Genomic DNA, 13278 nt, shown 5'->3' with positions numbered 1-13278 from the left:
CGCGATCGACCGCAGGCAACAGATTTGAATTGAAGGAACGAAAAAATGGCTAACACTCAATCGGTGGGCAAGATCGTTCAGTGCATCGGCGCCGTGGTGGACGTGGAATTCCCGCGCGACCAGATGCCGAAGGTGTTCGACGCCCTCAAGATGGAAGGCACGACCCTGACGCTGGAAGTTCAGCAGCAGCTGGGCGACGGCGTGGTGCGCACCATCGCGCTGGGCTCGTCCGACGGCCTGCGCCGCGGCAGCGAGGTCTACAACACCGGCGACATGATCCAGGTCCCGGTCGGCCAGCCCACGCTGGGCCGCATCATGGACGTGCTGGGCAACCCGATCGACGAGCGCGGCGACGTGTCGCGCGAGAAGACCGCGGCCATCCACCGCAAGGCCCCGGCCTACGACGAGCTGAGCCCGTCGCAGGAGCTGCTGGAAACCGGCATCAAGGTCATCGACCTGATCTGCCCGTTCGCCAAGGGCGGCAAGGTCGGCCTGTTCGGCGGCGCCGGCGTCGGCAAGACCGTCAACATGATGGAGCTGATCAACAACATCGCCAAGGCTCACTCGGGTCTGTCGGTGTTCGCGGGTGTCGGCGAGCGTACCCGCGAGGGCAACGACTTCTATCACGAGATGTCCGACGCGGGCGTCGTGAACCAGGAGGACCTGAGCAAGTCGAAGGTCGCCATGGTCTACGGCCAGATGAACGAGCCCCCGGGCAACCGTCTGCGCGTCGCGCTGACCGGCCTGACGATGGCCGAGGCCTTCCGCGACGAAGGCCGCGACGTGCTGTTCTTCGTGGACAACATCTACCGCTACACGCTGGCCGGCACCGAAGTGTCCGCGCTGCTGGGTCGCATGCCGTCCGCGGTGGGCTACCAGCCGACGCTGGCCGAGGAAATGGGCCGCCTGCAAGAGCGGATCACGTCGACCAAGGTCGGCTCGATCACCTCGATCCAGGCCGTGTACGTCCCTGCGGACGACCTGACCGACCCGTCGCCCGCCACGACCTTCGCCCACTTGGACGCCACCGTCGTGCTGTCGCGTGACATCGCGTCGCTGGGCATCTACCCGGCCGTGGACCCGCTGGACTCGACCTCGCGTCAGATCGACCCGAACGTCATCGGCGAAGAGCACTACAACGTGACGCGTTCGGTGCAGTCGGTGCTGCAGCGCTACAAGGAACTGCGCGACATCATCGCGATCCTGGGCATGGACGAGCTGTCGCCGGAAGACAAGCAGGCCGTGGCCCGCGCCCGCAAGATCCAGCGTTTCCTGTCGCAGCCGTTCCACGTCGCGGAAGTGTTCACCGGCGCGCCCGGCAAGTACGTCCCGCTGAAGGAAACCATCCGCGGCTTCAAGATGATCGTGAACGGCGAGTGTGATCACCTGCCCGAGCAGGCCTTCTACATGGTCGGCACGATTGATGAAGCTTTCGAAAAGGCGAAGAAGATCCAGTAAAGAGCCATCGACGGCGCGCCGTGAAAGCGGCGCTCCATCGATCTCCGAACGGACTTCTCACTTCTCGATCAAGGAAACGCAATGGCAACCCTCCACGTGAACGTGGTCTCGGCGGAAGAGCAGATCTTCTCGGGCGAGGCGAAATTCGTGGCGCTGCCGGGCGAAGGCGGCGAGCTGGGCATCCTGCCCAAGCACACCCCGCTGATCACCCGCATCAAGCCAGGCGCCGTGCGCATCCAGCGTCCCAACGGCGATGAAGAGTTCGTCTTCGTCGCCGGCGGTCTGCTGGAAGTGCAACCCGACGTCGTGACCGTGCTGGCCGACACCGCGATCCGCGGCAAGGACCTCGACGAGGCCCGTGCCGAGGCCGCGAAGAAGGCCGCCGAGGACGCGATGAAGAACGCCAAGAGCGACATCGACTTCGCCAAGGCGCAAAGCGAGTTCGCCGCGATGGCCGCGCAGATCGCGGCCCTGCGGAAGTTCCGCGCCAAGCGCTGAGCCCACCCGGCCAGTCCCCACGTCGCACCGGCCGCACGGTGCGGCGAGGACACCACACTGCATCGGCAGGACTGCGAAAAACTCGCACTCCTGCCGATGTTCCTTTCGGCGTTGCCGATTCGCCTCTGTGCGATGGCGCACACTGCTCACATCCGGTTCGAACCGGAGAGGCAGCCGGCATCAAGCCGGCATCTTTTTGAGGGAGTTCCCATGTCATTCAACGTCCTGGCGCGTCGCGCCTCGCTGGCGCTCGCCGTGACCGCCCTGGTCGGCTGCGCCGCCACCGAACAGTCCCGCAGCATCGAGGTCCCGCGCGCCACCACGCCGCCGCCGGCCCAGTACCAGGGTCAGCGCGCCCCGATCGCCGTCGGCAAGTTCGAGAACCGCTCCAGCTTCATGCGCGGCATGTTCGCCGACGCCATCGACCGCCTGGGCAACCAGTCGAAGTCGATCCTCGTGGCGCACCTGCAGCAGACCAACCGCTTCAGCGTGCTGGACCGCGACAACCTCGACGAGGCGCAGCAGGAAGCCAAGTTCAAGAACAGCAACCTGGCCATCAAGGGCGCGGATTTCCTGGTGACCGGCTCGGTGACCGAGTTCGGCCGCAAGGAAGTCGGCGACCAGGCGCTCTTCGGCGTGCTGGGCCGCGGCAAGAAGCAGATCGCCTATGCCAAGGTGACGCTGAACATCGTCAACAGCCAGACCTCCGAAGTCGTGTACTCCGCGCAGGGCGCCGGCGAGTACGAACTGTCGACCCGCGAGATCGTCGGCTTCGGCAGCACCGCGAGCTATGACGCGACGCTGAACGGCAAGGTCCTGGACCTGGCCATCAAGGAGGCCGTCAACACGATGGTCGCCGGCATCGACAGCGGCGCCTGGAAGCCGCAAGCCGCCCGCTGAACCGGAGACCGATCATGAGCATCCGCATGACCCGCGCGCTCCGCGTGAGCGCCCTCGCGGCCGTGGCCGCCTTGCTGACCGCCTGCGGCACGCCGCAGAAGCCGCTGTACCAGTGGAGCGGCTACCAGAGCAGCGTCTACCAGTACTTCAAGACCAACGGCGCGACGCCCGGCGACCAGATCACGCAGCTCGAATCGCAGCTGATCAAGAACAAGGCGGCCAACGAAGCGACGCCCCCCGGCCTGCACGGCCACCTGGCGCTGCTGTACGCGAAGGTCGGCAACGACGACGCCGCCCGCGCGCACCTGGAAGCCGAACGCGCGCTGTTCCCGGAGTCCGCCGGCTACGTGGACTTCCTGCTGAAGAAGCCCTCGGAGAAGACCGCCGCCGCAGCGGCCGCCGCGCCCGCCAAGGCCGCGAGCGGCGTCTGAGCGTGCAGGAGAAAGACACCATGACGACCCTGATGTCCCTGATCAAGCGCGTGGGCGCCGTGGCCGTGCTGGCCGCGCTGACCGCCTGCGCCGCGCCGCCCAAGCCCTACGACTACACCGCGTTCAAGGAAGCCAAGCCGGCGTCCCTGCTGGTGCTGCCGCCGGTGAATGACACGCCGGACGTGAACGCCACCTACGGCGTGCTGTCCAACCTGTCGATGCCGCTGGGCGAAGCCGGCTACTACGTGCTGCCGGTGACGCTGGTCGACGAGACCCTGCGCACCAACGGCATCACGACGCCGTCCGACGCCCACAACATCGACACCGTCAAGCTGCGCCAGATCTTCGGCGCCGACGCGGCGCTGTATGTGGGCGTGAAGCAGTACGGCTCGGTCTACAAGGTGCTGTCGAGCGAGACCGTCGTCGAGATGCAGGCCAAGCTGATCGACCTCCGCACCGGCACGCTGCTCTGGGAAGGCAAGGCGACCGCGTCCAGCGCCGAGCAGAACAACAACAGCCAGGGCGGCCTGATCGGCCTGCTGGTGAAGGCGGTGGTGGACCAGATCGCCGCCAACCTGTCCGATCGCAGCTTCCAGATCGCGAGCCTGGCGGGCAACCGTCTGGTCACCGCCCCCAACGGACTGCTGCCCGGACCGCGGGCGCGTCCGGTTGTGAAAAACTAAGGGCTTCGTCAAGAACCCCGGCACCCGACGGCCCTCAGCGGCCGGCGGGTCGACCACCCACCGGTTCGCGCCGGTGGGTTTTTTCTTTTTGAGCATGACCACTCCGATCGCCATCACCCGCCACCAGGGCCTCGAAGCCCTTGAACTCCGCGCGCCCGGCGGCGCCCGCGCGACGCTGCTGCTGCACGGCGCCCACCTGGTGTCGTGGGTGCCCGCCGGCGCCGACGAGCAGCTCTTCATGTCCCCCCGGAGCGCCTTCGTGACCGGCCAGGCGATCCGCGGCGGCGTGCCGGTGATCTTTCCCCAGTTCGCGACCCGTGGACCGCTGCAGCGCCACGGCTTCGCGCGCGGCAAGCCCTGGCAGCTGGTCAGCGCCGAGTCGGGCAAGGAAGACGCGCTGGCCGTCCTGCGCCTGACCGACGACGACGCCACCCGCATGGTGTGGCCGCATGCCTTCGAGGCGGAGATCAGCATCCGCATCGCCGGCCGCGTGCTGCAGATCGAGCTCGCCTGCGAGAACAAGGGGGAAGCGCCGCTGTCCTTCACCGCCGCGCTGCACACCTACCTGCGGCTGACGCAGATCATGTCGGCGTCCGTGCAGGGGCTGTCCGGCCTGGCGTACTGGGACTCGGCCGCCGAGCGCGCCGGCACCCAGCACGAGGACCTGCTGCGCCTGGACGGCGAGACGGACCGCATCTACCAGGACGCGAAGCACGACCTGACCCTGCGCGACGGCGACCGCCGCCTCGCCATCCGCCAGCAGGGCTTCACCGACGCCGTGGTCTGGAATCCTGGCCAGGAGAAGGGCGACGCCCTGGCCGACATGCCGGAGGGCGGCTGGAAGCAGATGCTGTGCGTCGAGGCCGCGCAGGTGCTCAAGCCCGTCGAGCTGCCGCCGGGCGAGACCTGGGCGGGGATGCAGACGCTGGAGCTGCTCTGATCGCTCCCCCGCGAATGTGGGGGAAGGTGTCGCGTCGATCGCCAGATTCCGGGTTCGCACGTATCGCGCGCTGACCGCCCTGGGCAAGAATCGTTCCCGTAGTGCCATAACGATTCCGATTCCAGGGAGGAAGCATGCGAAGCTCCATTCGCGTGGTCGCCGTTCGCGCGACCGCGTTGCTCACCGCCGCCGCATTGGTCGCCGGCTGTTCCACCGCGTCGAAAGACATCTCGGCGACCTACGTGTCGCCGGCCCAGTACCAGTCCTACGACTGCGGACAGCTGACCGGTGAGACCCAGCGCCTGCAGGCGCGGTATGTCGAACTCGGCGGCCGCCTCGACCAGGCCGCCACCAACGACAAGACCTTGATGGGCGTCGGCCTCATCCTCTTCTGGCCCGCGCTGTTCGCGCTGGGCGGGACCAAGTCCCAGGAGGCCGAATACGGCCGCCTGCGCGGCGAGTACGACGCTGTCCAGCAGACGCTGATCCAGAAGCGGTGTGCCGCCGACAACAAGGTGGCCGCGGCGGCCCAGCCCGCCCCATCGGCCGCGCCTGGCGCGACGCCTGCGCTCGCCGTGGTGGCGGCTGCCGATCCCGCGGCTTCCGCGCCCATCCCCTTGGAAGGCGCCGCCAGCGCCGTCCGTTGATTCTTGAACCTCAAAGGAAAGCACCCCGTGACTCTCATGCATCGCGCCGCAAAGACGGCCGCCCTGACCGCCGCCGTCCTGCTCGTGGGCTGCGCGAGCCCCGCCCGCATCGACCAGATGCAGGTCAGCAGCTCGCTGCAGGTCCGCACGGCCGCGGCCCAGTCCGAACTCAAGGAGAACATCGGCATCAAGGACGTGACCGGCGGCAAGGACACCAACCCGCTGTGGGTGTCCAACGTGTCGAGCGCCGACTTCGAGCGCGCGCTGGAAGCCTCGCTGAAGGATGCCGGCCTGCTGTCGGGGAACCGCCAGGGCAGCAAGTACACGTTGACGGCCAACCTGCAGAAGCTGGACCAGCCGTTGTTCGGCGCCAGCATGACGGTGACCGCCACGGTGAAGTACACGCTGGTGGACCGCGCCTCGGGCAAGACCGTGCTCGAGCGTGACGTCGCCGTGCCTTTCACGGCGGAATGGAACTCGGCCTTCATCGGTACCGAGCGGCTGAAGCTCGCCAACGAAGGCGCGATCCGCAGCAACATCACGCAGCTGATCAACGACCTGGTCGCGCTGAAGGTCGCCGCTGCCGGCGTGCAACTGGCGAAGTGATCGGTCGGCGCCCGCGTGGGCGCCGTCGTGATCGCTGCGCGTGGCGCTAAGCTGCGGACTCCATCGTTGAAGGAGTCCGCATGTCCGACACCCGCAAGTCCAAGGACAGCAAGCCCGCCAAGGCTGGGAAGCCCGGCGCGGGCGGCAAGTCCGGCAAATCCGGCAAGTCGACCGGAAACAGCGGCAAGCTCTCGAAGTCGGACTACCTGGACCGCCTGCAGCCGATGCAGGTCGAGCTCAACAACCTCGGACGCTGGCTGCAGCACACGCGCAAGCGGCTGCTGGTCATCGTCGAGGGCCGCGACACCGCCGGCAAGGGCGGCGTCATCAGCGCGATCTCCGAGACGCTGAGCCCGCGCCAGTGCCGCACCGTCGCGCTGGGCAAGCCCAGCGAGCGCGAACAGGGCGAGTGGTACTTCCAGCGCTACATGACGCACCTGCCGTCCGCGGGAGAGATCGTGCTCTTCGACCGCAGCTGGTACAACCGCGCCGGCGTGGAGGCGGTGATGGGGTTCTGCACCCCGCAGCAGACCGACGAATTCCTGGAGCAGGCCCCCGTCCTGGAGCGCCTGCTCGTCGACGACGGCCTGCTGCTGTTCAAGTACTGGCTGACGGTCGATCAGCAGCTTCAGGAAGAACGCTTCGCCGAGCGCGCCGAAGATCCGCTCAAGCAGTGGAAGCTCTCCCCCATCGACCTCGAGGCCCGCCAGCACTACGAGGACTACGGCCGCGCGCGCGACCGCATGCTCAAGCACACGCACACGAAGCAGGCGCCGTGGACGCTGGTCGACTTCAACGACCAGCGGCGCGGCCGGCTGACGCTGATCCGGCATCTGCTGGACCATCTGCCGGATGTGAGCTTGCCGGCCAAGCCGCTTGAATTCCCGCCGGTGGCCGGCGGGCTGAAGGAAGAGCGCTTTGGCTGGAAGCTCAAGCCGATCAAGAGCCTCTGAGATCGCAGGGTTGCGCACTGCCACCGCCGCTGGCCCTCACCCCGACCCTCTCCCGCAAGCGGGAGAGGGAGTAAGAAGGGTGAAGGGTGGAGAGTGAAGGGAAGGGGGAAGGGTGGCGCCGTGAGGAGGTCAGCTCGGTGCATGCTCACTCCCTCTCCCGCTTGCGGGAGAGGGCCGGGGTGAGGGCCAGCGGCCTGGGCAGTCAAAGAAAAAGCGCTACAACACGACGACGGCGTCAGGCAGCTCGTTGCGCGGCATCGCGCCGGCTTCCGGCGGGAAGTGCTTGGCCAGCAGCGCCTCGACCGCACGGATCGCCTCCACCAGTCCCTGTTCGAACTGTCCGCCGCGCAGCGACTGCCGCAGCCCCTCGACGATGGGCTGCCACTGCGCCGCGCTGACGCGCTGGTTCAGCCCGCGGTCCGCGACGATCTCGATCGCGTGCTCCGCAAGCAGCAGATAGATGAGCACGCCGTTGTTGTGCTCCGTGTCCCACACGCGCAGCTTGCCGAACAGCGCCAGCGCGCGCTGCCGCGCCGTGAGCCCGCGCCACAGGTAGCTGATCGGCAGGCTGGCTTCCACGCACAGGCGGATCTCGCCGGCATGGTTCAGCTCGCTCTCGGTGACGCGCGCTGACAGGCGTGCCAACGCCGCCTCGGGCAGGACCCGCCGCACGTCGGCCTCGTCCCAGAAGCGGTGGCGGAAGAAGCGCCCGAGCCGGCTCGTGTCACCGGTGTGGCGGACGTCGTGGTCGCTCGGTCGTTCCATCACCAGTCTCCCGAAGCGCCGCCGCCGCCGAAGTCGCCACCGCCGCCGGACGAGAAGCCGCCGCCGTCGCTGCTGCCGCCGCCCCAGCTGCCGCCGCCACTGCCACCACCGGCGCCCCAGATGATCGGCGGCACGATGCCGCCCGACCCATGCGCGCTGCGCCGGTAGCCGCCGGAGGAAGGGCTCGCGCTGCGTCGTCGCGCCGCGCCGATGCCGAGCACGCCGACCAGGATCAGCGACGCGACGGCCGCGCCGGCTCCCAGCAGCAGGCTGTTGCTCAGCGTCCAGCCGACGGCCCCCGCGCCGACGCCGGTGAACAGGCTGCCGATCTTGCGGCCGAAGATCGAGGTCAGCACCGCGCCCACCAGCGGCACGCCGAGGAACGCGATCATGGCGATCTCGCCGATGTCGATGTTGTGGCCGCCGCCGGACTTCGCGGGCCGCTGCGTCGGCGCCGGCAGGTGCTCGCCGCGGATGCGCGCCTGCAGCGCGTCGATCGCGCGGTTCAGTCCGCCGGCGTAATCGCCGGCCTTGAACGCCGGCGTGATGTCGCGCTCGATGATCTGCCGGGCGGCGAGGTCGGGCACCGCGCCCTCGAGCGCCTTCGCGGTCTGGATGTTGATGCGCCGGTCGTCCTTCGCGACGATGATCAGCAGCCCGTCGCCGACATCGCGCCGGCCGATCTTCCACTGGTCGCCGAGGCGCTGCGCGAAGGCGGCGATGTCCTCCGGCGCGGTCGTGCGCACCATCAGCACGACGATCTGCGGACCGGCCTCGCGCTCGAAGGCGGCGAGCTTCGCATCGAGCGCCTCGCGCTGCGCGGCGTTCAAGGTCCCGGTCTGGTCGATCACCCGGCCGCTGAGCGGCGGTATCGGCTGGACGTCCTGCGCGCGCGCCCGCGGCAGCAGGCCCACGCTCATCAGCAGGCCGAAAAGGACAAGGGCCAGGAATCGAACCGCCCGCATGCGCGGGGCCTCAGTTCGACGCGGGCGAGGCGGCCGGGGCCGGTGCCGGCGTCGTGGCCGGCGCGGCCGGCTTGTCGAAGCTCACCGTCGGCGGCGCGGAGATCGCGGCCTCGTTCTGCACGGTGAAGTTGGGCTTGGTCTCGTAACCGAAGATCTTCGCCGTCAGGTTGGACGGGAAGCGGCGGGTCAGCACGTTGTACTCCTGCACCGACTTGATGTAGCGGTTGCGGGCGACGGTGATGCGGTTCTCGGTGCCCTCCAGCTGCACGCGCAGGTCGCGGAAGCCCTGGTTGGCCTGCAGCTGCGGATAGCGTTCGCTGACGACCATCAGCCGGCTCAGCGCGCCGGAGAGCTCGCCCTGCGCGGCCTGGAACTTCTGCAGCGCGGCCGGATCGCGCGCCAGTTCGGGCGTGACCTGGATGCTGGTGGCCTTGGCGCGGGCCTCGACGACCTTGGTCAAGGTGTCCTGCTCGAAGTTGGCCTCGCCCTTGACCGTGTTGACGATGTTCGGGATCAGGTCGCTGCGGCGCTGGTACTGGCTGAGCACCTCGGACCAGCTGGCGTTGACCTGTTCGTCCAGGCTCTGGAACTCGTTGTAGCCGCAGCCGGTCAGCGCCATCGGCGCGCCGACGATCAGCGCGGCGGCCGCGGTGGCGCGCAGCGACGCGCGAACGGTGGTGAGCGGGCGGGACGGGGTCGAAGTCATCTGCGGTTCCTCCTGATTGCTCCTTGTGCGCACCGGCATATCGTGTGCCGGGCCGCGGAATTCAAGGGCAGGGGCCCGAGCATAATCCCCTCCCCATGAGCGCCCCCCTTCAGAACGACGTCTTCCTGCGCGCCTGCCTGCGCGAACCCACCGAGTACACGCCCGTCTGGCTGATGCGCCAGGCGGGCCGCTACCTGCCCGAGTACCGCGACACGCGCGCCAAGGCCGGCAGCTTCATGGGGCTCGCCACCAACAGGGACTACGCGACGGAGGTCACCCTCCAACCGCTGGAGCGCTATCCGCTCGATGCGGCGATCCTGTTCAGCGACATCCTGACCGTGCCCGACGCGATGGGCCTGGGCCTGTCGTTCGCGCAGGGCGAGGGCCCGAAGTTCGAGAAGGTCGTCCGCGACGAGGCCGCGGTGAACGCGCTGGCCGTGCCCGACATGGACAAGCTGCGCTACGTCTTCGACGCGGTGACGTCGATCCGCGGCGCGCTGAACGGGCGCGTGCCGCTGATCGGCTTCTCCGGCAGCCCGTGGACGCTGGCCTGCTACATGGTCGAGGGCGGCGGCTCTGACGACTACCGCCACGTCAAGAGCCTCCTGTACGCGCGTCCCGACCTGATGCACCGCATCCTGGCCATCAACGCCGATGCGGTCGCCGCCTACCTCAACGCACAGATCGAAGCCGGCGCGCAAGCCGTGATGGTCTTCGACTCCTGGGGCGGCGTGCTGGCCGACGGCCAGTTCCAGCAGTTCAGCCTGGCGTACTCGCGCCGCGTGCTGTCGCAGCTCAAGGGGGAACACGAGGGCCGCCGCATTCCCAAGCTCCTGTTCACCAAGGGCGGCGGGCTGTGGCTGGACGAGATCGCCACCGCCGGTGCCGACGTCGTCGGCCTGGACTGGACGGTGAACCTCGGCCGCGCGCGGGCGCAGGTGCAGGACCGCGTCGCGCTGCAGGGCAACCTTGATCCGAACGTGTTGTTCGCACCGCCGGCCGCGGTGCGCGAGCAGGCGCGCGCGGTGCTCGACAGCTTCGGCGCGCCGCAGCGCGCGGACGGCGGCTGGGGCGGGCACGTGTTCAACCTGGGCCACGGCATCAGCCAGTTCACGCCGCCGGAAAGCGTTGCCGAACTGGTCGACGAAGTGCATCAGCATTCGCGCACACTGCGCAAGGCCTCGGCGTAGTTATCCCCAAATCCGTGCATGTCACCGAAACGCAGCACATGCCGGGCATCGCAGCTAGGGCTTTCCCCGATGGGAGCGTAAGTCGTTGATTTCAAAGGGAGCGTCGCGTTTCCCCAGGATTTGACGCCGACGAGGCTCCGCGGCGGCAATCCCGGCGGCCCCTGAAAAGCCGGGGCGTTTCCCACAAAGTTATCCACAGGCTTTCGACCCCGTTGTGAACACCCTTGGAAATCAGGCACTTGGCGCGCTTTCCTCATGGCTGATGGAGGCCTCGAGGGACGCGGAGCCGCAGCATGCGAGCGGCCAAGCGCGGGCTCTCCACGGGGCAGGGGGGATCCCTCCAGGACCCCCCAGCCCCATTCCGGCCCCACCGACATCCGCTGACCTCGGCGTGGCGCGGTGATCAGGATGAGCGAGTCCTCATTGCGTCGCGTGCGGGTGGCCGTGGAGGCGCCTCAGCACAGCGGGCTGACCGGGCCGCTGGACTACCTCGGCCCGCAAGACTTGACCCCCGGGACGCTGGTGCATGTAACGCTGGGTCGTCGCGACGTGATGGGCCTGGTGTGGGACGACCCGGCCGAGGGCCAGGACTTGCCCGAGCAGGACCAGTTGCCGGAATCCGAGTTGCGTCCCGTCGGCGAGGCGCTCGATGCGCTGCCGCCGCTGTCCGACCGCTGGCGCAGACTGGTCGAGTTCGCGGCGGGCTACTACCAGCGCAGCATCGGCGAGCTGGCGTTGGCGGTGCTGCCACCGCAGCTGCGGGACCTCGATGCCAAGCAGCTGCAGGCCCGGCTGAAGAAGCTCGACAAGGCGGATGCGGAGGCGGCGAAGGCCGCCGTGGTGGCGACCGAGGGGGACGCGGAGACGCCGACCCCCGTGCCCGAGCGCCCCGCGCTGACCGCGCAGCAGCAGTCGGCGCTGGACGCGCTGGCCGAGCAGTCCAGCCGCGAGGCGCCGCAGCCCGCGTTGCTCTGGGGCCTGACTGGCAGCGGCAAGACCGAGATCTATCTGCGCGCGGCCGAAGCCGCGCTCGAACGCGGCCAGCAGGTGCTCGTGCTGGTGCCCGAGATCAACCTGACGCCGCAGCTCGAGGCGCGCTTCGCCGAACGCTTCGCCGGCCGTTCCATCGTCTCGCTGCACAGCGCGCTGACCCCGGCGCAGCGGCTGCGCCATTGGCTCGCCGCGCACCTGGGCCGCGCGCAACTGGTGCTGGGCACGCGGCTGGCGGTCTTCGCATCCTTGCCCCGTCTGGGGCTGATCGTCGTCGACGAGGAGCACGACCCCTCCTACAAGCAGCAGGACGGTGCGCGCTACTCGGCGCGCGATCTGGCGGTCTATCGCGGTCACCTGGAGAAGGTGCCCGTGGTGCTCGGTTCCGCGACGCCGTCGCTGGAGAGCTGGCAACACGCGCTCGGCGGGCGTTACCGGCGCATCGACCTCACGGAGCGCATCGGCGGCGGCGCGCTGCCGCGGGTACGGCTCTTCGACATGAACCGGCTCGAACGCAAGAAGGGTGTCACGACGGCGCTGTCGGTGCCCTTGCTGGACGCGATGCGCAAGCGGCTGGAGCGCGGCGAGCAGAGCCTCGTGTTCCTGAACCGCCGCGGCTATGCGCCGGTGCTGCATTGCGACCAGTGCAACTGGAAGAGCGACTGCCCGCATTGCAGCGCGCACCAGGTCTTCCACAAGGAGGATAGGACGCTGCGCTGCCACCACTGCGGCGTGACGACCCGCGTGCCGCGCGCCTGCCCGTCCTGCGGCAACCCGGACGTGGCGCCGCTGGGGCGCGGCACGGAGCGGCTGGAGGAGCAGCTGGCGCAGGCGCTGCCCGGCGCGCGCGTGGCCCGCATCGATGCGGACACGACCCGGCTCAAGGGCAGCCTCGAATCGCAGCTCGCGGCGGTGCACGAGGGCGACGTCGACATCCTCGTCGGCACGCAGATGATCGCCAAGGGGCACGATTTCCGCCGCATCACCCTGGTCGCCGCGGTGAACCCGGACGGCGCGTTGTTCAGCAGCGATTTCCGCGCGCCGGAGCGGCTCTTCTCGCTGCTGATGCAGGCCGGCGGCCGCGCGGGGCGCGACGCCGCCCAGGCGGCCCGCAGCGAGATGTGGATCCAGACCTGGTATCCGGAGCACGCGCTCTACCAGTCGCTGCTGAAACACGACTTCGAAGCCTTCGCCGGCAGTCAGCTGCACGAGCGGATGACGGCCAACCTGCCGCCGTTCTCGCACCTGGCGCTGGTGCGCGCGGAAGGCCGCAGCGTCGAGGCCGCGCGCGACTTCCTCACCGCGGCGCAGGAGGCGGCGCAGGCGCTGCCCTTGTCGCTCGGCCTGCTGCTGTATCCCCCGGTGCCGATGGCCATCGCGCGCGTGGCCGACAGCGAGCGGTTCCAGATGCTGATCGAGGCCGGCAGCCGTGCGCAGCTGCTGCGTTTCCTGCGGGCCTGGCTGCCTGAGCTGCACGCGCTCAAGCGCCGCCAGAAGGGCCTGACGCGGTGGGCCGTGGACGTGGATCCCTTGGCGATCTAGGACC

General features: G+C 68.9%; 14 protein-coding genes. 11 read left to right on the top strand and 3 right to left on the bottom strand.

Annotation, left to right across the window (positions count from 1 at the left end; genetic code table 11):
• Positions 1-45: 45 nt before the first annotated feature.
• The 9 genes from atpD (at position 46) to ppk2 (ending at position 7116) form a co-directional block, all read left to right on the top strand.
• Entirely contained in the window at positions 46-1458 is a 1413-nt protein-coding gene (gene atpD / locus AC07O8_RS00570; protein ID WP_495046194.1) for a F0F1 ATP synthase subunit beta, read from the top strand.
• A gap of 81 nt (positions 1459-1539) precedes the next feature.
• The gene (locus AC07O8_RS00565) at positions 1540-1956 is read left to right on the top strand and encodes a F0F1 ATP synthase subunit epsilon (RefSeq protein ID WP_088405913.1); all 417 of its coding nucleotides are present in this window, start codon (positions 1540-1542) and stop codon (positions 1954-1956) included.
• Between the two features lie 210 nt (positions 1957-2166).
• Entirely contained in the window at positions 2167-2856 is a 690-nt protein-coding gene (locus AC07O8_RS00560) for a CsgG/HfaB family protein (RefSeq protein WP_495046193.1), read from the top strand.
• 14 nt (positions 2857-2870) lie between these two features.
• Positions 2871-3287 (top strand): DUF4810 domain-containing protein, encoded by a 417-nt coding sequence (locus AC07O8_RS00555; RefSeq protein ID WP_495046192.1) that lies wholly within the window; start codon positions 2871-2873, stop codon positions 3285-3287.
• 20 nt (positions 3288-3307) lie between these two features.
• Entirely contained in the window at positions 3308-3970 is a 663-nt protein-coding gene (locus AC07O8_RS00550) for a DUF799 domain-containing protein (protein WP_495046191.1), read from the top strand.
• Between the two features lie 94 nt (positions 3971-4064).
• Positions 4065-4910 carry a D-hexose-6-phosphate mutarotase gene (locus AC07O8_RS00545; protein ID WP_495046190.1) on the top strand — a complete coding sequence of 282 codons (846 nt, stop codon included), beginning with the start codon at positions 4065-4067 and terminating at the stop codon, positions 4908-4910.
• Positions 4911-5044: 134 nt separating this feature from the next.
• Complete coding sequence (locus AC07O8_RS00540) at positions 5045-5557, top strand: hypothetical protein (RefSeq protein ID WP_495046189.1); 513 nt, start codon at positions 5045-5047, stop codon at positions 5555-5557.
• A gap of 36 nt (positions 5558-5593) precedes the next feature.
• Entirely contained in the window at positions 5594-6163 is a 570-nt protein-coding gene (locus tag AC07O8_RS00535) for a hypothetical protein (protein WP_495046188.1), read from the top strand.
• Between the two features lie 80 nt (positions 6164-6243).
• Positions 6244-7116 (top strand): polyphosphate kinase 2, encoded by an 873-nt coding sequence (ppk2, locus tag AC07O8_RS00530; RefSeq protein ID WP_495046187.1) that lies wholly within the window; start codon positions 6244-6246, stop codon positions 7114-7116.
• A gap of 216 nt (positions 7117-7332) precedes the next feature.
• Here the strand turns inward: ppk2 and AC07O8_RS00525 are convergent, their stop codons facing one another.
• The 3 genes from AC07O8_RS00525 to AC07O8_RS00515 are packed head-to-tail and all read right to left on the bottom strand — an operon-like array spanning position 7333 to position 9552.
• Positions 7333-7881 (bottom strand): TPM domain-containing protein, encoded by a 549-nt coding sequence (locus AC07O8_RS00525; RefSeq protein WP_495046186.1) that lies wholly within the window; start codon positions 7879-7881, stop codon positions 7333-7335.
• Positions 7881-8846, bottom strand: coding sequence for a TPM domain-containing protein (locus tag AC07O8_RS00520; RefSeq protein WP_495046185.1), 966 nt, complete (start codon positions 8844-8846; stop codon positions 7881-7883). The genes AC07O8_RS00525 and AC07O8_RS00520 overlap by 1 nt, the downstream gene beginning before the upstream one ends.
• 10 nt (positions 8847-8856) lie before the next feature.
• A complete protein-coding gene (locus AC07O8_RS00515) occupies positions 8857-9552 on the bottom strand; it encodes a LemA family protein (protein ID WP_495046184.1) in 696 nt (231 codons plus the stop codon).
• Between the two features lie 95 nt (positions 9553-9647).
• Here AC07O8_RS00515 and hemE point away from each other — a divergent pair, with 95 nt between their 5' ends.
• Both hemE and AC07O8_RS00505 read left to right on the top strand, forming a co-directional pair.
• Positions 9648-10742, top strand: a complete 1095-nt coding sequence (gene hemE / locus AC07O8_RS00510; protein ID WP_495046183.1) for a uroporphyrinogen decarboxylase — start codon at positions 9648-9650, stop codon at positions 10740-10742.
• Positions 10743-11150: 408 nt separating this feature from the next.
• Positions 11151-13274: a primosomal protein N' gene (locus AC07O8_RS00505; RefSeq protein ID WP_495046182.1), complete on the top strand. Its 2124-nt coding sequence runs from the start codon at positions 11151-11153 to the stop codon at positions 13272-13274.
• The last annotated feature ends 4 nt before the right edge of the window (positions 13275-13278 follow it).

Source organism: Roseateles sp. GW821-FHT09G09, from assembly GCF_059415965.1.
The sequence above is the reverse complement of the archived record's forward strand: the minus strand, read 5'-3'. Positions and strand labels throughout refer to the sequence as shown.

What these genes read in the sequence shown, in the direction of transcription:
- AC07O8_RS00515 (WP_495046184.1), bottom strand. Translation starts at nt 9,552, where the DNA reads ATGACTTCGACCCCGTCCCGCCCGCTCACCACCGTTCGCGCGTCGCTG.
- AC07O8_RS00540 (WP_495046189.1), top strand. Translation starts at nt 5,045, where the DNA reads ATGCGAAGCTCCATTCGCGTGGTCGCCGTTCGCGCGACCGCGTTGCTC.
- AC07O8_RS00525 (WP_495046186.1), bottom strand. Translation starts at nt 7,881, where the DNA reads ATGGAACGACCGAGCGACCACGACGTCCGCCACACCGGTGACACGAGC.
- atpD (WP_495046194.1), top strand. Translation starts at nt 46, where the DNA reads ATGGCTAACACTCAATCGGTGGGCAAGATCGTTCAGTGCATCGGCGCC.
- AC07O8_RS00545 (WP_495046190.1), top strand. Translation starts at nt 4,065, where the DNA reads ATGACCACTCCGATCGCCATCACCCGCCACCAGGGCCTCGAAGCCCTT.
- ppk2 (WP_495046187.1), top strand. Translation starts at nt 6,244, where the DNA reads ATGTCCGACACCCGCAAGTCCAAGGACAGCAAGCCCGCCAAGGCTGGG.
- AC07O8_RS00565 (WP_088405913.1), top strand. Translation starts at nt 1,540, where the DNA reads ATGGCAACCCTCCACGTGAACGTGGTCTCGGCGGAAGAGCAGATCTTC.
- AC07O8_RS00555 (WP_495046192.1), top strand. Translation starts at nt 2,871, where the DNA reads ATGAGCATCCGCATGACCCGCGCGCTCCGCGTGAGCGCCCTCGCGGCC.
- hemE (WP_495046183.1), top strand. Translation starts at nt 9,648, where the DNA reads ATGAGCGCCCCCCTTCAGAACGACGTCTTCCTGCGCGCCTGCCTGCGC.
- AC07O8_RS00560 (WP_495046193.1), top strand. Translation starts at nt 2,167, where the DNA reads ATGTCATTCAACGTCCTGGCGCGTCGCGCCTCGCTGGCGCTCGCCGTG.
- AC07O8_RS00505 (WP_495046182.1), top strand. Translation starts at nt 11,151, where the DNA reads ATGAGCGAGTCCTCATTGCGTCGCGTGCGGGTGGCCGTGGAGGCGCCT.
- AC07O8_RS00550 (WP_495046191.1), top strand. Translation starts at nt 3,308, where the DNA reads ATGACGACCCTGATGTCCCTGATCAAGCGCGTGGGCGCCGTGGCCGTG.
- AC07O8_RS00535 (WP_495046188.1), top strand. Translation starts at nt 5,594, where the DNA reads ATGCATCGCGCCGCAAAGACGGCCGCCCTGACCGCCGCCGTCCTGCTC.
- AC07O8_RS00520 (WP_495046185.1), bottom strand. Translation starts at nt 8,846, where the DNA reads ATGCGGGCGGTTCGATTCCTGGCCCTTGTCCTTTTCGGCCTGCTGATG.